At 33.3% G+C, this 20,474-nt stretch carries 21 protein-coding genes; 9 read left to right on the forward strand and 12 right to left on the reverse strand.

From position 1 onward, the window contains the following. The first annotated feature begins 239 nt into the window (after positions 1-239). Positions 240-1,115, forward strand: coding sequence for a M48 family metalloprotease (locus JI750_RS18960; RefSeq protein WP_202005901.1), 876 nt, complete (start codon positions 240-242; stop codon positions 1,113-1,115). Positions 1,116-1,172: 57 nt separating this feature from the next. On the opposite strand, the gene JI750_RS18965 is transcribed toward JI750_RS18960, so the two are convergent. The 6 genes from JI750_RS18965 to murB form a co-directional block, all read right to left on the reverse strand. Further along, on the reverse strand, positions 1,173-1,553 hold the full coding sequence (locus JI750_RS18965) for a PH domain-containing protein (RefSeq protein ID WP_095929421.1): 381 nt from the start codon (positions 1,551-1,553) through the stop codon (positions 1,173-1,175). 128 nt (positions 1,554-1,681) lie between these two features. After that, entirely contained in the window at positions 1,682-2,506 is an 825-nt protein-coding gene (locus JI750_RS18970) for an energy transducer TonB (RefSeq protein ID WP_202005903.1), read from the reverse strand. 158 nt (positions 2,507-2,664) lie between these two features. Then, the gene (locus JI750_RS18975) at positions 2,665-3,216 is read right to left on the reverse strand and encodes an RNA polymerase sigma factor (RefSeq protein ID WP_111424500.1); all 552 of its coding nucleotides are present in this window, start codon (positions 3,214-3,216) and stop codon (positions 2,665-2,667) included. Further along, complete coding sequence (locus tag JI750_RS18980; RefSeq protein ID WP_202005905.1) at positions 3,207-4,313, reverse strand: glycosyltransferase; 1,107 nt, start codon at positions 4,311-4,313, stop codon at positions 3,207-3,209. The genes JI750_RS18975 and JI750_RS18980 overlap by 10 nt, the downstream gene beginning before the upstream one ends. Positions 4,314-4,397: 84 nt before the next feature. Next, a complete protein-coding gene (locus JI750_RS18985) occupies positions 4,398-5,012 on the reverse strand; it encodes an FMN-binding negative transcriptional regulator (protein ID WP_202005907.1) in 615 nt (204 codons plus the stop codon). 121 nt (positions 5,013-5,133) lie between these two features. After that, positions 5,134-6,147, reverse strand: a complete 1,014-nt coding sequence (gene murB, locus JI750_RS18990; RefSeq protein WP_202005909.1) for a UDP-N-acetylmuramate dehydrogenase — start codon at positions 6,145-6,147, stop codon at positions 5,134-5,136. Positions 6,148-6,280: 133 nt separating this feature from the next. On the opposite strand from murB, the gene JI750_RS18995 reads away from it, so the two are divergent. Next, positions 6,281-7,012 carry a hypothetical protein gene (locus JI750_RS18995; protein WP_202005911.1) on the forward strand — a complete coding sequence of 244 codons (732 nt, stop codon included), beginning with the start codon at positions 6,281-6,283 and terminating at the stop codon, positions 7,010-7,012. On the opposite strand, the gene JI750_RS19000 is transcribed toward JI750_RS18995, so the two are convergent. From JI750_RS19000 to recF, 3 genes are all read right to left on the reverse strand, one after another. Further along, complete coding sequence (locus tag JI750_RS19000; protein WP_202005914.1) at positions 7,009-8,058, reverse strand: glycosyltransferase; 1,050 nt, start codon at positions 8,056-8,058, stop codon at positions 7,009-7,011. The genes JI750_RS18995 and JI750_RS19000 overlap by 4 nt on opposite strands. 76 nt (positions 8,059-8,134) lie before the next feature. Continuing rightward, positions 8,135-8,812, reverse strand: a complete 678-nt coding sequence (locus JI750_RS19005) for a DUF2461 domain-containing protein (RefSeq protein ID WP_202005916.1) — start codon at positions 8,810-8,812, stop codon at positions 8,135-8,137. A gap of 127 nt (positions 8,813-8,939) precedes the next feature. Further along, complete coding sequence (recF, locus tag JI750_RS19010) at positions 8,940-10,019, reverse strand: DNA replication/repair protein RecF (protein ID WP_202005918.1); 1,080 nt, start codon at positions 10,017-10,019, stop codon at positions 8,940-8,942. A gap of 242 nt (positions 10,020-10,261) precedes the next feature. Between recF and JI750_RS19015 the strand changes: the two genes are divergently transcribed. From JI750_RS19015 to JI750_RS19045, 7 genes are all read left to right on the forward strand, one after another. After that, positions 10,262-11,044, forward strand: coding sequence for a tetratricopeptide repeat protein (locus JI750_RS19015; protein WP_202005920.1), 783 nt, complete (start codon positions 10,262-10,264; stop codon positions 11,042-11,044). A 77-nt stretch (positions 11,045-11,121) separates the two neighbouring features. Next, the gene (gene ribH, locus JI750_RS19020; protein ID WP_111363185.1) at positions 11,122-11,694 is read left to right on the forward strand and encodes a 6,7-dimethyl-8-ribityllumazine synthase; all 573 of its coding nucleotides are present in this window, start codon (positions 11,122-11,124) and stop codon (positions 11,692-11,694) included. Positions 11,695-11,830: 136 nt separating this feature from the next. Beyond that, positions 11,831-12,511, forward strand: a complete 681-nt coding sequence (locus JI750_RS19025; RefSeq protein WP_202005922.1) for a DUF6624 domain-containing protein — start codon at positions 11,831-11,833, stop codon at positions 12,509-12,511. 150 nt (positions 12,512-12,661) lie between these two features. Next, positions 12,662-14,602, forward strand: a complete 1,941-nt coding sequence (gene mutL / locus JI750_RS19030; protein ID WP_202005924.1) for a DNA mismatch repair endonuclease MutL — start codon at positions 12,662-12,664, stop codon at positions 14,600-14,602. After that, positions 14,599-15,348 carry a rhomboid family intramembrane serine protease gene (locus JI750_RS19035; RefSeq protein ID WP_202005926.1) on the forward strand — a complete coding sequence of 250 codons (750 nt, stop codon included), beginning with the start codon at positions 14,599-14,601 and terminating at the stop codon, positions 15,346-15,348. Before mutL ends, JI750_RS19035 begins: the two co-directional genes overlap by 4 nt. Positions 15,349-15,390: 42 nt before the next feature. Continuing rightward, a complete protein-coding gene (locus JI750_RS19040; RefSeq protein ID WP_202005928.1) occupies positions 15,391-16,254 on the forward strand; it encodes a rhomboid family protein in 864 nt (287 codons plus the stop codon). A 19-nt stretch (positions 16,255-16,273) separates the two neighbouring features. Next, positions 16,274-17,320, forward strand: a complete 1,047-nt coding sequence (locus JI750_RS19045) for an endonuclease/exonuclease/phosphatase family protein (protein WP_202005930.1) — start codon at positions 16,274-16,276, stop codon at positions 17,318-17,320. 83 nt (positions 17,321-17,403) lie between these two features. Here the strand turns inward: JI750_RS19045 and JI750_RS19050 are convergent, their stop codons facing one another. The 3 genes from JI750_RS19050 to dapB form a co-directional block, all read right to left on the reverse strand. Further along, positions 17,404-18,018 (reverse strand): WbqC family protein, encoded by a 615-nt coding sequence (locus JI750_RS19050; RefSeq protein WP_202005932.1) that lies wholly within the window; start codon positions 18,016-18,018, stop codon positions 17,404-17,406. 107 nt (positions 18,019-18,125) lie between these two features. Next, the gene (gene lepB / locus JI750_RS19055; protein WP_202005934.1) at positions 18,126-19,679 is read right to left on the reverse strand and encodes a signal peptidase I; all 1,554 of its coding nucleotides are present in this window, start codon (positions 19,677-19,679) and stop codon (positions 18,126-18,128) included. Between the two features lie 57 nt (positions 19,680-19,736). After that, positions 19,737-20,438: a 4-hydroxy-tetrahydrodipicolinate reductase gene (dapB, locus tag JI750_RS19060; RefSeq protein WP_202005936.1), complete on the reverse strand. Its 702-nt coding sequence runs from the start codon at positions 20,436-20,438 to the stop codon at positions 19,737-19,739. Positions 20,439-20,474: the final 36 nt, after the last annotated feature.

Raw genomic sequence — 20,474 nt, forward strand, 5'->3', positions numbered from 1 at the left:
AATAAAAGAGCGGTTTGAAAATGCGTAATAATTAAGTTAAATTATTGTATTTATAATAATAATAGTGTTTTCAAATTGATTTTAAGAAATGTAATTTCAAAACAGATAATAATTATAGCAAAGATTTGATTTTTAGTCCTTTAAAATTTATACCTTTAAATGTTAAAAAAACAAAATTTTTGATAGAATTATAATGTTGTTTTTGTAATATATTTGTTATTAAATTAATAAAAGTAAAAATGAAAAAGAAATTTATTGTATTAGGTGTTTTATTGGCTGCTTTTAGTTTTACTAAAACAAATGCACAGATTAATTTTGGAGATAAAGCAATTGGAGCAGTTCAAAAAGGAGTTACTGGTTTTACTTTTAGTAATGCCGATGCGGCAAAATTATCTAAAGAAGCTGTAGATAAATTAGATGCAGAGCATGAAATTGCTGGGCCAACTGATGGTTATGCTATACGATTAAATCGTGTTTTTGGAAAGCATGCGGCAGGAGACGGATTCACTTTAAACTATAAAGTATATAAATTAAAAGAAGTAAATGCATTTGCAACTGCAGACGGAAGCGTTCGTGTTTATTCAGGATTAATGGATATCATGGATGATAATGAATTAATTGCTGTAATCGGACACGAGATCGGGCACGTAGCAAACAACGATTCTAGAGATGCTATTCGTGCAGCTTACCAAAAAGAAGCATTAATGGATGGAGCTGCTTCTCAGTCGGCAACAGTTGCAACAGTTACAGATAGCCAGCTTGGAAAAATCGGAAGCGCGATTATTGATAGTAAATACAGCCGTAAGCAAGAATCGGAAGCAGATTTGTTTGCTTATAATTTCATGAAGAAAAACGGTTACAATGTAAATGCTGAAGAGTCTGCGTTTAGAATTTTAGCAAAAATGAGTGAAGGTGCTCAAGCTTCGTTTATTGACCAAATGATGAGTTCGCATCCAGATTCTCAGAAAAGAGCTGATGACGCTAAGAAAAGAGCAGAGAAAGATGGTTTGTATAAACCGTATGTGCAACAAAAAATTGTAAATACAGCTCCTGCAACAACGACTAAAAAAACAACTACAACTACGAAGAAAACAACTACTGCTAAAAAGAAATAAGAGTTGTGTCTTAAAATAATAAACCCCAGTAAATTGATATTTGCTGGGGTTATTTTTTTATCCTAAAACATGAAAAGCAAGAATTTTTTGCACTTCGTAAACATTAACCGATTTGTTGAATTGTTTTACAATGCTCGGATGCTGTTCACTAGAAATCCAGATTTTTAATTCCGCATCAAGATCAAAAGTTCCTGCAGTTTCTACGCTGAATCTTGTTATGCTTTTGTAGCCAATAGATTTGTACTCTGTTTTGCTTCCCGTGATTCCTTGCACATCGACTAAGATTAATCTTTTGTTGGTAAAGATGAAAGTGTCACGAATAAGTTTGAAACCCATTTCGATTTCTTCATTTGCAGTTAAAAGCTGTCCGTATTTTTTAATTAAATCTTCTTGACTTACTGAACCTGCGTTGCCAAGAATAGCTGAAAATATTCCCATTATTCTGTTTTAATTTAGTTAAAATGATTTCCGTTTTGAAGGAGTAAATGTAGTGGATTTTAAAAAGAATGTAAATAAAAAAAAGCAGAACCTAAGTTCTGCTTTTCTCACTTTTCAAAATATTTATATTATTCGACTTCTGTTTTTATTGTTATCGGAAGATTGTATGCAGTTCTCACTGGTTTTCCGTCTAGAATTCCTGGAGCCCATTTTGTTTTTAATGATTTAAGAACTCTAATAGCTTCTTTCCCCATTCCGTAACCTGGATCGTTTTTAACAATAATGTCAGTGATTGATCCGTCTTTTTCAACGACAAAAGAAACATACACTCTAAGTGTTTTTTCTACGTCAAGTTCTGGTCTGTGGAAATTGTTTCCAACGTACTTGTAAAACTGAGCAATTCCACCTGGGAATTCTGGAAGTTTATCCAAAATTGCAGTAGAAACAGGATCGTTGCTTGGTAGTGAAACCGAAGTAGCGTCACTATTTCCTCCTCCACTTCCTGTAGGTAATACATTAGTAGCGTTTCCTGTTCCTGAAGCATTTTCTACAACTGGTACATTTTCTATATTAGGTGCAATTTCCTGTACAGCTTCTTGTGTTCTTGCGACAACAGGGTTGGTTAATTGAACCGCTTCTGTCTGACTTGCGGCAGTTTGTTCTACCATAGGCGCAGGTGGAGCTGGCGGTGGTGTTACAACCGTAGGATCAATGTTTACAATGGTTGGGGGTTCGTAAACCTCTGGTTCTGGCTCAACAACTACTGGAGAGTTAAATTTACTAATAAGTGCAGATGCACTCCCTAAAGCTGTTATTAACAATAAACCCATAAAGAGAGCTGTAACAGAAGTTTTGGAGTTCTCCTGGCGTAATTGATATGCGCCATATTCTTTGTTTTTGTTCTCGAAAACAAGATCGGTCCACTTGTTTTCATAAATGCTTAATTTAGACATAATTTTTGGGTTTTAAGGTTAAGTAACTTTAAATCATACGCAGAAAAGGTTTTAGGTTTGAGCTAACAACGTAAATGTTGTAGTTTTAATGTTGTAGAAATATTTTTATTTTAAGAATAAATATAGGAATAATTTATTCTTTATTTAAAGATAGTGAATTATCTGTTACGTTCGATAATTTCGGCTAATAATTTTTTAGCGCGCAAAAGCTTTACTTTGACGCTACTTAATGGTTCGTCAATCTTAGCAGCAATTTCCTGATAAGACATTTCCTGAAAATAACGAAGCTGAATTACTTCTTGGTAATGCGGTTTGAGTTCTTTGATGCATAAAAGCAGACGAGAAAGATTCTGTTCTTTGATTAATGCATCTTCTGCAGATGGAGTAGGATCGGCAATGTTGTATGCCTGTTGGTCTTCGTTATCAGTAATTTCGATAAAAAGATTAGTTTTCTTTTTTCGAAGTAAATCAATATAGACATTTTTTGCAATTGCGATAAGCCAGGTATTGAACTGAAATTCTGAATTATAAGAAGCAATTTTATCAAAAGCTTTGGAGAAAGTTTCTATCGTAATATCTTCTGCGGTGGTTTCGTTTTCGGTACGTTTGAGCATAAACGAATACACCTCATTCCAATAATGATCTAATAAAAAAGTAAAGGCGATTTGATCGCCTTTTTTTGCTTTTTCTATTTTAGAATTTATTTCCAATATACTGGTTTTGAAAAGATATTAGTTATAAAGATATTAATTTGCGTTAATATAAGCGCTATCTCAACAACTGGAAACCAAATTTTAATATCTTTTTCTTTTAATTTTCCTGCTGAACATCCAACGACTGTCCATGCAATAGTGTAGCGTGTTGCTAAAATTGCTAGTACGGCGATCCATTGAAATTGAAATGCTAACAGTACAATAACTAATATAAAGAAGAATAATTGTGAGAAGAAGAATAATCCTAACTGCATTTTGTCAAAAAACTTATAATGTTCTGCAGTAGAAATATGTCTTCTTTTCTGAGTAAACCATTCTTTATAGGTTTTCTTAGGTTCTGAATAGGTAAAACTTTCAGGTGTATAAGAAATAGTTGTGTTCGCTTTATTTGCTGCTTGATTAATGAATAAATCGTCATCACCAGAACGAATCTGAATATGATCAATAAAGCCATTTACATTAAAAAACTCTTCTTTTTTGTAGGCAAGATTTCTTCCAACTCCCATATAAGGAAGTCCCATTTTTGCCCATGAAAAATATTGAATTGCAGTTAAAACTGTTTCAAAACGGATGATTTTGTTTAAAAATGAACGTTCTACTTTTTCATAACCACCATAACCTAAAACAATTGTTTTGTTCATGGTAAACTGTGAAGTCATAGAAGTAATCCAATCTTTAGAACTTGGGAAACAATCTGCATCTGTAAAAAGTAGGTAATCCTTTTTTGCAGCTTTTATTCCAAGCGTTAAAGCATATTTTTTATTTCCCCAAAAAGCTTCGTTGTTTTCAACTTTTACCAGACGGATATTAGAGAATTCTTTTTCAAATTCTTCAAAAACTTCAAGAGTTTCATCACTCGATGCATCGTCAATTAAGACAACTTCAAAATCAGGGTAATCTTGCTGTGCTAAAAGCGGAATATATTTTTTGACATTCTCTTCTTCGTTTTTAGCGCACACAATTACAGAAACAGGAAGATTTTTAGGCTTCACGTGCTGTGGTTTGGCAAAAGCAAATTTTCCAAAAACTCCGAGATAATAAAAAAGTTGAACTGCAACAATAGCAATAAAAAAGTAAAATATGTATATAAGCATCTGATTTATTTGATTCTATTAATTTCACGTTCTGCGACTGCAAATGTACTTATCAATTCGCTAAATTCAATAGCTAAAACCGATTTACTTTCGGCATTTTGACATTTCTTTTGCAACAGCAATAGACTGAGGGTTTTCGGTTTTTTCCAATTCCGAAATTATGTTTTTGTAATTATGATCGTCGCGGTTTTGAGAGAGTTTTTTTGTAGCTTGAATTTCTTCAATTTCGATTTCAAAACCAAATATTCCTCGTGCTTCGCGCATGGTTTTTTCAGATAGATTTTCAACACGAACAGGATTCTTAGAATTCACTTCATATTTATCTACCAGTTTTTTCAATTGTTCTACAGAAGTTTCGTAATCAACAATCTTGATTCTTCCATAAACATGTACGGCTATATAATTCCAAGTTGGAACATTTTCGTGATCATACCAAGAAGAAGAAATGTAACTATGAGGGCCAGTAAATACAGCCAAAACGTGGTCATTTTCTCTAAAACCTTCTGCCTGCGGATTCAGTTTTGAAATGTGCCCTTGAAGAATTTCTTTTCCTTCCGCATTCAATTCCAATTCTATCGGAATATGCGTTGCGCATAACTTTCCGTTAGTCTGATTAATTAGGATTCCAAAACTGTTTTCTTTCAAAAAAGCTTTTATTTCTTCCTCATTTTCGTTTTTGTATAAATCTGGTGTGTACATGATTTTGTTGTTTATACAATTTGTAACATTGAGCGGAGTCGAAATGCTTTAAAGCAAAGACTTCGACTCCGCTCAGTCTTACAATGGGTTAAATTTGTGGCAATTAGTGAAATTAGTGTTTTTAAATCACATTTACTTCCGCCTCAATCTGAATGCCGAATTTTTCAAAAACGGTTTTTTGAACTTCTTTAGAAACGGCTAAAATTTCTTGTCCTGTCGCGTTTCCGTAATTCACCAAAACCAAAGCTTGATTTTTATGAACTCCCGCATCTCCAAAACGTTTTCCTTTAAAGCCAGCTTGTTCAATCAGCCATCCCGCTGGAACTTTTACTTCAGTCTCTGAAACTTCGTAGAATTTCATTTCTGGAAATTCCTGATGGATTTTCTCAAAATCAGATTTCAATAAAATCGGATTTTTGAAGAAACTTCCGCTGTTTCCTAGTTCTTTCGGATCTGGAAGTTTGCTTTGTCTGATGGCAATTACAGCATTACTAACATCTTTTAAGGTTGGTTCTGTAATGTTGTTTTTGGCCAATTCTGCCAAAATATCTCCGTAAGAAGTATTGATTTTATGATTGCGTTTAGTCAATTTAAAAACAACCGAAGTAATAATATATTGGTCTTTTGCTTCATTTTTGAAAATACTTTCGCGGTAGCCAAAATTACATTCAGCATTGTTGAAAGTCTTTATCTCTTGAGTCGCAATATTCATCGCTTCGCAAGAAATAAAAGTGTCTTTAATTTCGGTTCCATAAGCACCAATATTTTGAACTGGAGTTGTGCCGACATTACCAGGAATAAGAGACATATTTTCTAATCCGCCAAAATTATTGTCGATTGTCCAAAGAACAAAATCATGCCAAGTTTCGCCCGCTTGACTCTCAACCCAAACAAAATCGTCGTCTTCTTTTATGATTTTTTTGCCTTTTAAATCAATATGAATGACCAATGCATCAATGTCTTTGGTTAAAAGCATATTGCTTCCGCCGCCAAGAATGAATTTTTTTTCGTTTTTGTTTGCTGACAAAATGGTTTTTAATTCGTCAACAGAATGTACTGCAACAAATTGTTTTGCACTAGCTTCAATGCCGAAAGTATTATATTTTTTTAAAGAAAAATTGGATTGAATTTCCATAAATAAAAGGCTTTTTAATATGGTTCAAAAGTAAGGATTATAATTTATTTGAAATGGGTTTTAAATAAATATCAGGATTCAAAAAACAAATTGATTTCTTTTGTAGATTTGAAAGAATTATAATGTTATAATTATGACTGAAATTTTCCGTAAGAATAAGATTTTACTCTTTTTAGGGTTGTTTTTGTCAATATCAACTTCTGCACAAGTTGTTAGTATTGAAGGGGAATGGAGTACAAAGGATATAATTGGTTATTCTAATGTTTTTGAATATTCCTTAATAAAAGAAAAGCAACCAAGTGAAGGGCGTAGTGTAATATTTAATTTAGATGGTACATTTTCATGTGGCGAACCAATGATATGCCCTAATGGATGCTCTGTTTATACTTCAGGTTCTTACACGATGGTTGATAATGACCATATGCGTATGGCCGTTGAAAATGTGCGTTTTGTTGGGTTTTATTGTGGCAATCTAAGAGCACAACAGGAAAATAAGAGGAAAGACTTAGGTGTTTTTTATATTTACAAAGAAGGTGATGCAGTTCGATTAATTCCTAGTAATGGTGATTTTCAAGAGGATAGAGATCAAATGCTTTATACTCAAATGCTGGATTCTTTTGGTAAAGAATGGAAATCGTATGATTATGTCTGGGATAAGACAAATGCAAATCAGTCAGAAGAAATTGTAAAAGATTGTAACGACAGAAGAAAACAAAGAGATTTATCTAATTATAAAATTGTTTTTTCTAAAAATGAAAGTTACGGAGATATCTTTCTTTTGAGAGAAAATGAAAGCTACCATTATGTTGTTTACAATGCTGTAGGCAAAAAGGTCTCTTTGGCTTATCCAAAAAACAAGAATTAACTATTTCGAGAATCAATCAGTTGATGATATTTCTCTGAAATAACTTTCATATTGATGTCGTAATTCGCATTTTCTTCCACAAATTTTCTGTTTCGAATAATAGCTTGATTTCTAGACTCAGAATTTTCAAAAGACCAGATTAATTCATTGGCCAGCATTTCGATATTATCAATTTCAATTAATTGACCGTTTTCGCGATGCGTGATCCAACTTTGATTTCCAGGAATGTCAGAAACAATAGGATAACAATTGCACGCCATTGCTTCAAATAAAGATGCCGAAACGCCTTCGGTAATTGGCATGCTGATGTAAACATTGGATTGCTTCAGTAATTTTGGAAGTTCTGTATTCGGGATTCTTCCTGTAAAAATCACTTTGTTTTCGATTTGGAGTTCTTTTGCTAAATCTTTTAAAAATTGCAATCTGTTTCCATCGCCAACAATTGTCAATGAAAAATCAATTCCTTTTTGGTTTAAAATTTCGAAAGCTTTTAAAATAGAATCATGACGATATTCTGGCTGCAACGAACGTGTTACAATGGCTTCAATTTTATTTGAATTATTCGTCGATGGAATAAAAAGCGATAAATCAATTCCCTTTGGGAGAACCAAAACTTTATTCATATCAACTCCAGTTGCTTTCATATGAATTGCCATAACAGGTCCCCAAGCATGAATTAAATGCGCTTTTTTGAAAGCATATTTCTGAATGAATTTCTTAAAAGGATATAATTTAGATTCTTCTGGCCATAAATCAGTTCGGCCTTGCTGTGCGATCGCAATGGTTTTTGACCCAGATAATGCTGCAAGAAAACCGTAGCTGGTGGTTCTTTCTGCAATCACCATTTCTGGTTTTTTCTTTTTAATTATTTTTCTAATAGAAATAGGAGCGAATAAATATTCTAAAATACGTTTAGATCTGTGGTTGTTTGATGTTTGAAGTTCCCAAGTGATAATTTCAAAATCACCAAATTCTTTAAGGCCTTTCATCCAGGTAATGGCATCGGCACGATAAGATTCTCCAAGAAAAAGTATCTTCCTTTTCATTATAAAAGTTTTTTCGCCACGAATTCACGAATTAATTTTGAATAATTCGTGAATTCGTGGCGATTTTTTTTTATTTCTAAAATTCTTCAGTATCTAAAGCGCGATTTATAAATTCATTTAGTGGTTTTAGAGCAATCAGTTTTTGACTTATCTTTTTTACGAAATCTTTCTGGGTAACTTCAGAGATATCATATTTTTGAGTGGCTGTAAAGCTCTTCAATTTTAGGAACTCAATAGCCGGATGATCTTTTTCGTATCCTCGAGGCATGCTTTTTAAAGAGTTAGTTTCGTTAAAATCTAAATTTCCAAATTCCTTTTTAAAATTTTTATCGTTTAAGATTTCCTGTAAATCATCATAGAAAAAAGCAATTTCTTTACGGACTTTTTTTAAATCTTCCGATTCAGGAGAGTAGAATCCGCCGGCAATAAAACTAGCCCCTTTTTCAATATGCACATAATATCCAGCACGATTTAAACCTTTTGTTCCGCCAGACATCCAGATTCCTAAATGTGCTTTATAAGGCGATTTGTCTTTAGAAAAACGAATGTCACGATTGATTCTAAATGTACAGTTTTTGACTTCCAATAATTCTAATGAAGGATCAAGCGGTTTCATCGCGTCCAGAAAATCACTCACTAATTGATGATAATCTTTCTTGAAAACTTCGTATCGCTTTTTGTTCTCTTGAAACCATTCCCTATTGTTGTTCTTTTTTAGATCGTCTAAAAATTGCAATGATTCTTTCGCTAACATATCCCTTAAGTATTTATTGCAGGTTGTTTTTTAAGTTTTTTGTTCAAGCTAATTTAAGGATTTCTATTTTGGGATTGATTCTAAAATCTGATACAAATTGTATCAATTTTGCTGAATCAGAAAAAAATCACAAGTTAAATATCTTATAAGTCTGATGCGTCGATTTTACAATCGCTTCAGTTCTTTCGGGATGTGTGTCCGATATAAAAAGCTGTCCAAACGTTTCGCTGTTTACCATTTCTACAATTTTGGCAACACGCGTTTCGTCTAGTTTGTCAAAAATATCATCAAACAATAAAATAGGTTTTACACCGCTTTGCTTTTTTAGAAATTCAAATTGAGCCAGTTTCAAAGCAATCAGAAAAGATTTTTGCTGTCCTTGCGACCCGAATTTTTTTATCGGATGTGAATCAATCTCAAAAGATAAATCATCTTTATGGATTCCAACACTGGTATATTGAAGTGCGCGATCTTTGTTTATGTTTTCTTGTAAAAGCAGTAAAAGATCTTTTTCAAATAGATGACTTTCGTAAACCAGTTGTACAGATTCTTCAGATCCTGTTATTGCTTGATGATGTATATTAAATATAGGTATAAACTGTTCTAAAAAATCTTTTCGTTTTTCAAAAATCGATTTTCCATATTCATTTAATTGCTCATTATATATAGATAAGGTATCATTGTCAAAAGTATGATTGAGCGCAAAATATTTCAAAAGTGCATTTCGCTGCACAATCACTTTTTGATATTGAATAAGCTGATGAAGATAAGTAGAGTCTAATTGCGAAATAACACTGTCCATGAATTTACGGCGTGTTTCGCTTCCTTCAATAATTAAATCGCGATCTGCTGGCGAAATAATTACTAGCGGAATAAACCCGATATGATCTGAAAATTTATCGTAAGGTTTTCCATTTCGTTTTAAAACCTTTTTCTGCCCTTTTTTTAGACTGCAAACAATCTGTTCTGTTCTTTCGTTCTTTTCCAGTTCTGCATCAATAACAAAAAATTCTTCGCCATGCTTGATGTTTTGAACCGCCAACGGATTAAAATAACTTTTTCCGTAAGCCAAATGATAAATAGCATCGAGCACATTGGTTTTTCCAATGCCATTTTTTCCAACAAAACAGTTGATTTTGATGTCAAAATCAAAACTTGCTTCTGAAAAGTTTTTATAATTGAATAATGAGATTTTGTTTAAATGCATTTTTTCGGGACTCCACGTGTAAAATTTACCCTTTTTGAACGGTAAAAATTTGAGGCTGCAAATTACCGAAAATTATCGATATAATTGGCTTTAGGGCTTTCTTGAGCTTATTTATTTTACCGCTTCCGCGAAAGGATAAGCGAATAAGGAAAATATTTCTTTTAAAATAGTGATAAAATTGAAATTTTTTACCTCAGTTTCAAGAAAAATTTTATTTTTGCCGTTCACTAAATAAATTTTAAATGGCAACTTACAATAAAAGAGGATATAAGACACCAAAAGAAAAGGAAGTAAAAGAGGTGGTTACTGAAGAGCAACAAGTAATTATTGACGAAAAAGACAGTACTACAGCTGGAGTTTTCTCAAAATTAGATGAAACTGCTTCAAGAACTGAAGATTGGGTGGCTAAAAATCAAAAAATCATTATTGGTTTAGTTGCTGGTATTGCAGTTGCTACAATCGGATATTTGGCTTACCAAAAATTTATTGCAACTCCTAAACAAGAAGAAGCTGCAAGTGAAATGTTTGTTGCTCAACAAAACTTTGAAAAAGCGGTAAATGGTGTTTCTAGCGATTCATTATTCAAATTATCATTAAACGGTTCAGAGGGTAAATTTGGATTTATCAAAATCGCTGACGAATATTCTGGAACAGACGCTGGAAACTTAGCAAACTACTATGCAGGCATTGCTTACCTAAACACAGGTAAATTTGATGAGGCAATTAAATATTTAGGTGAATTCAAATCAGAAGATGTAATCTTAAGTGCTTTGGCAAAAGGTGCTACAGGAGATGCTTATTCACAAAAAAATCAACAAAAAGAAGCTTTAGATTTTTATGTAAAAGCTGCTGAATCTAATAAAAATGATTTTACAACGCCTCGTTTCTTATTAAAAGCTGGAAAAACGGCTTTAGCTTTAGGGCAAAAAGAAGATGCATTGAAATATTTCAACGACATTAAAGATAATTACGACAGTACTCCAGAAGCGGCATCTGTTGATGCTTTGATCGGATTAGCGCAATAATTCTGCTATTTGAGTTCAGTTTTTAGATTTTAGATTCGTATTTTAGCAGTCTGAAATTTAAAAACAAAATAGTACAGATGGCTACTGAAAATAAAAATCTATCAGAATACGATAAAAACACAATCCCAAACGCGAAAGACTTTCGGTTTGGGATTGTTGTTTCTGAATGGAATGATACTATAACAGAAGGACTTTATAATGGCGCTTTTGACGCTTTAGTTGATTGCGATGTTCCGGCTCAGCAAATTATCCGTTGGAATGTTCCAGGGAGTTTTGAGTTGATTTATGGGGCTAAAAAAATGCTTCAGACTCAAAATGTTGATGCAGTTATTGTAATTGGATGCGTAATTCAAGGAGAAACCAAACATTTTGATTTTGTCTGCGAAGGAGTTACACAAGGAATTAAAGATTTGAATGTTCAAACGGATATTCCAGTTATTTTCTGTGTTTTAACAGACAATAATATGCAGCAGTCAATTGACAGAAGTGGAGGTGCTCACGGAAATAAAGGAACTGAAGCTGCAATTGCGGCAATCAAAATGGCTTACATTCGTCAGCAAGCTTCAATGTCTCATGCTTTCAATCAGCCATTATTGACTTCAGGAGCCCTTCAAATTGAAGATTCTCCAAAAAAAATAGAAAACGAATAACGCACATTTGTTTTAAGAATATTAAAACCTATACTGTTAAAAGTGTAGGTTTTTTTTATGCTTTTTTTGTGATTCTATTAAGTTCTGTCAAATTCGGAATTATATTACATTTGAATTAGTCTTTAATTAAATTTCTATGAAAAAATATCTACTTTACGCTTTTGTTTTATGTTTCAGTCAAAGCTATGCTCAGAAAAAAATCAATGAAAATTTGAAAAAGGAGCTCGACTCAATTATGAAATCCGATCAAATTCTTAGAGAATATATCAATTTTGATACTTCTGAAGATCGAAAAAAGGAAATAGTGAAGGAGCTGGGTCGTGAAAATGATCCGAATTTTAGAAAAGGCATTTGGCTTGAAATGCAAAAAAGAGATTCTCTTAACTTGATTAAGATTGAAGAAATTATTAATCAGTATGGCTATCCAGGAAAAAGTTTAGTTGGCGAACCAACCAATATTGCGGCATGGTATGTCATTCAGCACAGTTTGAAAATTGGAGAATATTTGCCAGTGATTGAGCAAGAAGCGAAAAAGAAGGAGATACCTTTTACTTACTTTGCTAAAATGCAAGATCGTTATCTAACCCAGCAAGGAAAAGAACAGATTTATGGAACACAGGGTCAGATGAAACAAATAACAAACAAGCAGACAGGAAAAAAAGAGTTTTTTAATTATGTTTCTCCAATTCAAAATCCTGCTACAGTTAATGATCGAAGAAAGAAAGCGGGTTTTACAACAACAGTTGAAGAGAATGCAAAAGAAATGGGGATGGAATACAAGGTTTATACTTTGGATGAAATTGCAAAAATGAATTAATGTAAATTGCAACCTTTCTGTTTTTTAGACTATTGTAGTTTTTGTTTTTTTTATGATTGATCTTATTCTAAAAGCCAATCAAAATTCACTAAATTTGTACTTCTTGGTTTGCAAAAAACCTAACCTAAACTTTAAAACTATTTTTGCTTAATGTCGAGTATTATTCAATTGCTTCCTGATCACGTTGCTAACCAAATTGCTGCTGGAGAGGTGGTTCAAAGACCAGCTTCAGTCGTAAAAGAATTGTTAGAAAATGCGGTCGATGCCAAAGCAACTGATATCAAATTAATTATAAAAGATGCCGGTAAATCACTTGTGCAAGTTATCGATAATGGAGTCGGAATGACCGTTACAGATGCGCGCTTGTGTTTTGCTCGTCATGCAACATCCAAAATCCGCCAGGCCGAAGATTTGTTTTCATTAGGAACAAAAGGTTTCCGTGGAGAAGCGTTGGCTTCTATTGCGGCGATCGCCCACATGGAAATGAAAACCAAACAAGATCAGGACGAACTTGGAACGCATATTGTAATTGAGGGAAGTAAATTTGTTTCACAAGAGGTGGCAGTTTTGCCAAAAGGAACTTCATTTGCGGTTAAAAACCTATTTTTTAATATCCCTGCTCGCCGTAATTTCTTAAAGTCAGATACAGTTGAATTTCGTCACGTAATGGATGAATTTCAGCGTGTAGCATTGGCGCATCCAAATATTCATTTTAGTTTTTATCATAACGGAAGCGAAATGTACAATCTTCCTGCAGCAGGATACCGTCAGAGAATTGTGGGTATTATGTCTGGAAAAACAAATGAAAAATTAGTTCCTGTAAACGAAGATACAGAGATTATCAATGTTCAAGGTTTTGTATGTAAACCCGAATTTGCAAAGAAAAATAGGGGAGAACAGTTCTTTTTTGTAAACGATCGATTTATAAAAAGCAGTTTCCTTCACCATGCAGTTATGTCTGCATACGACGGATTGCTGAAAGATGGTTCTCAGCCAAGTTATTTCTTGTATCTGCAGGTTCCGCCAAATACTATTGATATCAATATTCATCCGACTAAAACAGAAATTAAATTTGATGACGAACAGGCATTGTATGCTATTTTAAGAGCGTCTATCAAACATAGTTTAGGGCAATTTAATGTTGCTCCAGTTTTAGATTTCGATAGAGATGCCAACTTAGATACGCCATATCATTATAAAGATGTAGAAGTTGGAGTTCCGACCATTCAAGTTGATGGAACTTTTAATCCTTTTACCGATGATAAAACCAATCAGCATTATAGCAAAGCTGCTTCGGGTTCGTCTGGATATAGTTCGGGTTCTTCTTTTTCGTCTTCATCAGGATCATCATCTTCTGGATCGTCGTATTCAGGATATTCTAAAAGAGTAGAGCCAACTGCAAGCTGGGAAAGTTTATATGTTGGTTTAGACGTCGAAAATCCTGAAAGTATAGAAAGTTCACCATTTACATTCGAAAATGAAGAGGTAACCTCTTCTTTATTTGATGATGAAGATGTCGAACAAGCAACGCAGAAAACGTATCAAATACATAAAAAATATATTGTATCGCCAATAAAATCAGGAATGATTATTGTTGATCAGCAGCGTGCACATCAGCGAATTTTGTATGAGCAATTTTTGCTGAATATGACCGTAAATCAAGCTTCTAGCCAACAGTTGCTTTTTCCTTTAGATTTGTTTTATTCTGCTTCAGAAATGAAACTGATCGAAGAATTGAAACCTTCTTTAGAAACAACTGGATTTGTTTTTGACGAAAGCAAAACAGATCACGTTGTAATTTCTGGAATTCCTGTAAATATTACAGAAAGCGAAGTTTCGCAGGTAATTGAGCAATTATTGAGCGATTTGCAGGACGGAATTCCAGCAAACAGCTACAGTCAGAACGATACAATTGCCAAATCAATGGCTAAAAGTTTAGCGGTTAAAACGGGATCTTATTTAACCGAAAAAGAACAAGATAATTTGGTAAACGGTTTGTTTGCCTGTAAAGATCCAAATATTTCACCTTTTCAAAAACCTACTTTCATCACGATGCGTGTTGAAGATATAGATAAAAAGTTTGCTTTATGATGAATATGACTCCAGTTGTTAAACAACTGCTTATTATTAATATTATATTTTTTATTGGTTCTCAGTTAGTGCCAATATCATACGAGTATTTCGCGATGTTCTTTCCAGAAAATCCAAGTTTCCGAGTATGGCAGCCTATCACGCATATGTTCATGCATGGCGGGATTATGCATATTGCATTTAACATGTTTGCATTGGTTTCTTTTGGATCTGCTTTAGAACATTTTTGGGGAGGTAAAAAGTTTTTATTTTTTTACATCTCTTGTGGTTTGGGTTCGGCATTGCTTCATACAGCGGTAAATTATTACTTTTTTGAGGATACAATTAATATCTTGACTGCTAATGGTTATCATAAGGCTGATATTTTGAATATTTTAAGTCAAGGAAAAATAGATACTAGATGGCAGACTTTAGTAAGTGCACCTCAATTTGATGGGTTTACAAGTGCTTATATAGGAACTGTTGTCGGAGCTTCTGGTGCTATTTACGGTTTGCTTACGGCATTTGCTTTTATGTTTCCAAATGCAGAATTGGCACTTTTGTTTATTCCAGTTCCAATCAAAGCTAAATACTTTGTTCCTGGGCTTTTATTAATGGATTTGTTTTTAGGTGTTAAAGGTACTTCTCTGTTTGGAGGTGGCGGTACCGGTATAGCGCATTTTGCCCACGTTGGAGGTGCGATTACTGGTTTTTTAATGATGTGGTACTGGAAAAAAAATCAGTTTAATAACAACCGTTGGAATTAATTTTTAACTTTAAAGTACGAATTCTAAAATAGAAGAATTTTTATGAATATTCTAGACGATTTAAAATTACAGTATAGATTGGGTGGTATCGCTATGCGAGTTATGTATTGGAACATAGCATGTTTTATTGTATCGCTTATCTTTTTCTATCAATTTTCAGTAGGTCAGTTTGCATTTCCAAATTGGCTGGCTTTATCGTCAGATCCTCAGGTTTTTATGTTTAAACCTTGGACTTTTTTAACCTATGCTTTTTTTCACGACGGATTTTTCCATCTGTTATTCAATATGATGGTGCTTAATTTTGCAAGCACTTTGTTCTTGACTTATTTTACTCAAAAACAATATTTAGGATTATATCTTTTAAGTGCTCTTTTTGCAGGAGTTGCTTTTGCATTGAGTTTTTATTTTTCTAATATCAGCGGTTCCATTGTTGGAGCTTCTGCTGCTATTATGGCTATTTTGGTGGCCGCGACGACTTATTCTCCTTTGATGAATGTGCGTTTGTTTCTTTTTGGAAATGTGAAACTCTGGCATATAACAGCTGTTATTCTAATTTTAGATTTAATGCAGTTCCGTTTAGGAAATATGGGCGGACACATTTCGCATCTTGCTGGTGCTTTCTTCGGATTTGCTTATATTAAATTACTTCAAAACGGTACAGATTTAAGTATCGTTGTTTCTAAAACGTTAGATTTCTTTGTAAATCTTTTTAGAAAATCTCCTACGACCCCATTTACAAAAGTTCATAAAAATTACAAAAAACCTACAGAAAAAACGACATCAAGAATTGTTACGAAAGATAAAACGCAACAGCAGATTGATGAAATTTTAGACAAAATAAGCCAGTCGGGATACGATTGTCTGACAAAGGAAGAAAAAGAGTTTTTATTTAAAGCTGGAAAATAAACTTGTAGGAGACTTAAATATGAAAAACCTTTCTTGGTTTAATAAAATAATGTTCTTTTTGAACATAGTGCTGACTGTGCTTACATTTAGTATCTATGTTTTGCCTTTTTTAGCACCTAAAAGTTTTCCGCTTTTATCGGTGCTTACTTTGTTTATGCCTGCTTTTTTTGTGGCCAATATATTGTTTTTTATCTATTGGGGAATCCAATTTAAAAAACGCCTTATTTTGTCTGGTTTGGTTTTGCTAACAGGAATTACATTCATTAGTAAATTTTATAAGTTTTCTGGAAAAGAGTATGTGAAAGATGAAAAAGATTTCTCTGTAATGAGTTATAATGTGCGCCTTTTTAATGTTTTTAAATGGCTGGATCGTGATGATATTCCGTCAAATATTAAAGCTTTTATAGACGAAAAAGATCCTGATATTTTATGTATTCAAGAATACTCAAATTCTGCGCATTTGGATTTAAAGGTGTATCCGCACCGTTATATTTTTATTGACGGAAATAAAATTAAAACTGGGCAGGCTATTTTTTCTAAATTTCCGATTATAGATCAAGGAAACATCATTTTTCCTAAGTCAGACAACAATGTGGTTTATGCTGATATTAAACGCGGAAAAGATATTATTCGTGTCTACAATATGCACTTGCAATCCATTAAGATATCTCCAGATGTAAGCGAGATTTCCGATGATATTGACAATGTAAATCAGAAGAAATCACAGCGTATTTATGCTAGAATCAGCAAAGGATTCACGCAGCAGCAGGAGCAGGCTGAAATTTTTAAAGAGCACATCAAGAAATGCAACTATCCAATTATTATTTGTGGAGACATGAATAATAGTCCGTTTTCTTATGTCTACAGAAGTATTAAAGGAAAACTAAAAGATGCTTTTGAAGAGGCTGGAGAAGGTTTTGGAGCTACCTATAAATTCAAATACTATCCCGCAAGGATTGATTATATTTTTACAGACAGCAAAATGAAAGTGAAACAATTTGAAAGCTTCTCTGATTTTGAAAATTCAGATCACTATCCTATTATGACAAGACTTTCGGTAGAATGATTAAGTAAGTCGAAAGTCAAAAGTGGAATACCAAAAATTAAGGTTGTATGAAAATTTATAACTCATAACTTGCAACTCATAATTTATATAATTTTCTGCGTTTTCAAATAATCCATTGCAAATTTACCTTCGTTAAAAAGTAAATCCAAAACACTTAAATTGTTGATAAAACCATGTTTGTCATCAAATACCTGAGTGTATTTTTCAAAAGAATTAGCATCTTTTTTACCGTTTGCCAAATATCTGAAATCGGTAAAATCAGCAACTTCGTGAAAATACTCTGTTGTTTTTCCAAATTCTAGTTTCATTCGAAGGCATTTCATAACAACGTCTAACACTTCGAAGTTTAAATCCATTAAAAATTGGTGTTTTTTCTCGAAAATAGGAACGATATCATCTTCGAAATACTCAAAGAAAGGTGAGCTTCTATATGCGGCTTCAAGCGATTTAAAGTGCTGTTTCTGCCAATCAAATTCGTTTTCGATTAAAATATCTTTTGTCTTCTGATGCGTTGCTTTGGAGTGCTTAACGGGAATGTTTAATAATTGAATTCCATTCGGACTATAGATGTATGTTCTGTTTCTATTTGTCTGTTTTTGAAAATTATCTTCCATTTCAAAAGTAATGCTGTCTGATTGTGCTATTACGGCAAAATGACTGATAGATGGGAAATAAGTTGGAAGTATTAAGGAATTCATAGTGTGTCTAAAGTTTTAAAGTCAAAAGCCAAAAGTCATAAAGTAAGTTTGTTAGCTTGACTTTATGACTTTAGACTTTTAAACGTTTGACTGTTTATTTTTTTTAATTACGCTTTGTTCTCTCTTCTTTTTTTCCAGATAAAATCTCCTACGAAATAAATAGCAAGAAGTATTAAGAAATATTTAAAGTAAGATTGAGGTTGGCCTTCGCCATCTACAGTTGTAAATACTCTGCTCCAGCGAACTTTGTTGATGCCTTTTCCGTTAGTATCCCAGCTCATCCAAATGAATACTGGTTTTCCTACAATATGATCTTCGGGAACATACCCCCAGTAGCGGCTATCTTCAGAGTTATGACGGTTGTCTCCCATCATCCAGTAATAGTTCTGTTTGAAGGTGTATGTAGTTGCAGGCTTTCCATTAATTAAAAATTTTGAACCTTGTAATTCTAACGTGTTTCCTTCGTAATTTGTTATAATCTCTTTATAGAAAGGAAGAGACTCATTTGTTAAAGCAACTGTTTTTCCTGCCTCAGGAATATAAATTGGTCCCATGTTGTCTTGGTTCCATTTGTTAATGTGAGGGAAAATGTCGTTGTTGTCTCCTGTGTCAATTTTTCTAATTACTGCAGTAACTCCTGGAGTATGTTTGAATCTTTCTGCTCCAGCTTCTGTTAATGCGCCTAAATAAAGCGTATCTCTTTTTTCAGTTCTGAATCCAGCAGGATCTGTAATGTCTAATTCTTTGAAAATAGTTTCAAAATCAATTGGTGTTTTTCCGTCTAACGCTACGGCGTATGAATACTGAGGTTTTGCTCTTTCTGGTAAAACTAATTTTTTTCCGTTAATAAAAACGTAACCATCTTTTATTGATAAGCTGTCTCCAGGAATACCAACACATCTTTTTACGTAATTTGATTTTTTGTCAATTGGTTTGATAACACCTGGTCTTCCTTTTGGTTCAAAGAAATAATGAACCGTATCGACAGGCCAGTTAAAGACGACAATATCACAACGGTTTATTTTCTGGATGGCTGGTAATCTTAAATATGGCAATTGTGGCCAGCTTAAATACGATTTAGTTTTGGTTAAAGGAATAGAGTCGTGAACCATTGGCAATGCCACAGTTGTCATTGGAACTCTAGGTCCGTAGTTTAATTTGCTCACAAATAAGAAATCGCCAATCAATAAAGATTTTTCTAAAGACGATGTCGGAATCGTATAAGGCTGTACAACATAAGTGTGTACTAATGTTGCTACGATGATGGCAAATAATAAAGAGCTAACGGTATCTGCAGCTTTATTTTCTGGAGTTAATTTACGGTCTTTATTGTACTCTAGTTTTTGAGTGTAATTAACAACATAGATGTAAAAGCCTAAAGTAAAAAGACCTAACATAGTATCTAAAGTTGATTTTTTACCAAATGTTCTTAACGTTTCAATCCATACAACTGGAAACATAATCAAGTTGATGATTGGAATAAAAAGTAATAATGTCCACCATGTCGGACGTCCAATAATCTTCATTAAAACGATAGAATTGTATACCGGAATTGCCGCTTCCCAGCTTTTTCTTCCCGCTGCCTGATATAATTTCCATGTTCCAAGAAAGTGAATAATTTGAACAGCTAGGAAAAATACGAACCAAGAGTAAAATGTCATAATATTGTATTTTAAGTTTCAAATTCAAGCTCTTAATAGTCTTGAATTTTGGTCAATTTATTGTAAGTTTAGTACATCTTTCATAGAGAAAATTCCCTGTTTTCCTGCAAGCCATTCTGCTGCAATAACAGCGCCAAGGGCAAAACCTTCACGGTTATGGGCAGTATGTTTGATTTCGATGCTGTCGATGGCAGAATCGTAATTTACAGTATGTGTACCAGGAACTTCTCCAATTCTTTTTGCTTCAATATGAATTTCGTTTGCTTGTGCTTCTTCTAAAGTCCAGTTAGCGTAATTACTATTTTCAATAACGCCTTGAGCTAAAGAAATAGCTGTTCCGCTTGGCGCATCAAGTTTGTGAATGTGGTGAATTTCTTCCATTGAAACTTTATAAGAATCGAATTGTTTCATGATTTTAGCCAAATATTCATTTAATCCGAAGAAAATGTTTACTCCTAAACTGAAGTTTGAACTAGAAATGAATCCTCCTTTTTTCTCATTGCAAAGCGCAATCATTTCGTCATAATGTTCTAGCCATCCCGTAGTTCCTGATACCACCGGAACATTAGCATTGAAAGATGCAGAAATATTACTCACTGCTGCTGATGGAACACTAAAATCTATGGCAACATCGGCTGTCGAAAGTCCGTCATAGGTGTTAAATTCATCTTTCTTTAAAACTATTTCGTGATCTCTTTCTAAAGCAATTCTTTCAATTACTTTACCCATTTTTCCGTATCCTAAAAGCGCAATTTTCATTATGATTTATTTTTTATTTTTAAAATAGAATTCAAT

Source organism: Flavobacterium tagetis (assembly GCF_016735615.1).
Classification (GTDB): Bacteria; Bacteroidota; Bacteroidia; order Flavobacteriales; family Flavobacteriaceae; genus Flavobacterium; species Flavobacterium tagetis.

Bases quoted from the DNA above. Each gene is read 5' to 3' on its own strand.
- ribH (WP_111363185.1), top strand. From the start codon at position 11,122: ATGGCTACTGAAAATAAAAATCTATCAGAATACGATAAAAACACAATC.
- dapB (WP_202005936.1), bottom strand. From the start codon at position 20,438: ATGAAAATTGCGCTTTTAGGATACGGAAAAATGGGTAAAGTAATTGAA.
- JI750_RS19040 (WP_202005928.1), top strand. From the start codon at position 15,391: ATGAATATTCTAGACGATTTAAAATTACAGTATAGATTGGGTGGTATC.
- JI750_RS19015 (WP_202005920.1), top strand. From the start codon at position 10,262: ATGGCAACTTACAATAAAAGAGGATATAAGACACCAAAAGAAAAGGAA.
- JI750_RS18980 (WP_202005905.1), bottom strand. From the start codon at position 4,313: ATGCTTATATACATATTTTACTTTTTTATTGCTATTGTTGCAGTTCAA.
- JI750_RS19035 (WP_202005926.1), top strand. From the start codon at position 14,599: ATGATGAATATGACTCCAGTTGTTAAACAACTGCTTATTATTAATATT.
- JI750_RS18970 (WP_202005903.1), bottom strand. From the start codon at position 2,506: ATGTCTAAATTAAGCATTTATGAAAACAAGTGGACCGATCTTGTTTTC.
- JI750_RS19000 (WP_202005914.1), bottom strand. From the start codon at position 8,058: ATGAAAAGGAAGATACTTTTTCTTGGAGAATCTTATCGTGCCGATGCC.
- recF (WP_202005918.1), bottom strand. From the start codon at position 10,019: ATGCATTTAAACAAAATCTCATTATTCAATTATAAAAACTTTTCAGAA.
- JI750_RS19005 (WP_202005916.1), bottom strand. From the start codon at position 8,812: ATGTTAGCGAAAGAATCATTGCAATTTTTAGACGATCTAAAAAAGAAC.
- JI750_RS18985 (WP_202005907.1), bottom strand. From the start codon at position 5,012: ATGTACACACCAGATTTATACAAAAACGAAAATGAGGAAGAAATAAAA.
- JI750_RS19045 (WP_202005930.1), top strand. From the start codon at position 16,274: ATGAAAAACCTTTCTTGGTTTAATAAAATAATGTTCTTTTTGAACATA.
- JI750_RS19050 (WP_202005932.1), bottom strand. From the start codon at position 18,018: ATGAATTCCTTAATACTTCCAACTTATTTCCCATCTATCAGTCATTTT.
- JI750_RS18965 (WP_095929421.1), bottom strand. From the start codon at position 1,553: ATGGGAATATTTTCAGCTATTCTTGGCAACGCAGGTTCAGTAAGTCAA.
- JI750_RS18960 (WP_202005901.1), top strand. From the start codon at position 240: ATGAAAAAGAAATTTATTGTATTAGGTGTTTTATTGGCTGCTTTTAGT.
- mutL (WP_202005924.1), top strand. From the start codon at position 12,662: ATGTCGAGTATTATTCAATTGCTTCCTGATCACGTTGCTAACCAAATT.
- lepB (WP_202005934.1), bottom strand. From the start codon at position 19,679: ATGACATTTTACTCTTGGTTCGTATTTTTCCTAGCTGTTCAAATTATT.
- murB (WP_202005909.1), bottom strand. From the start codon at position 6,147: ATGGAAATTCAATCCAATTTTTCTTTAAAAAAATATAATACTTTCGGC.
- JI750_RS19025 (WP_202005922.1), top strand. From the start codon at position 11,831: ATGAAAAAATATCTACTTTACGCTTTTGTTTTATGTTTCAGTCAAAGC.
- JI750_RS18995 (WP_202005911.1), top strand. From the start codon at position 6,281: ATGACTGAAATTTTCCGTAAGAATAAGATTTTACTCTTTTTAGGGTTG.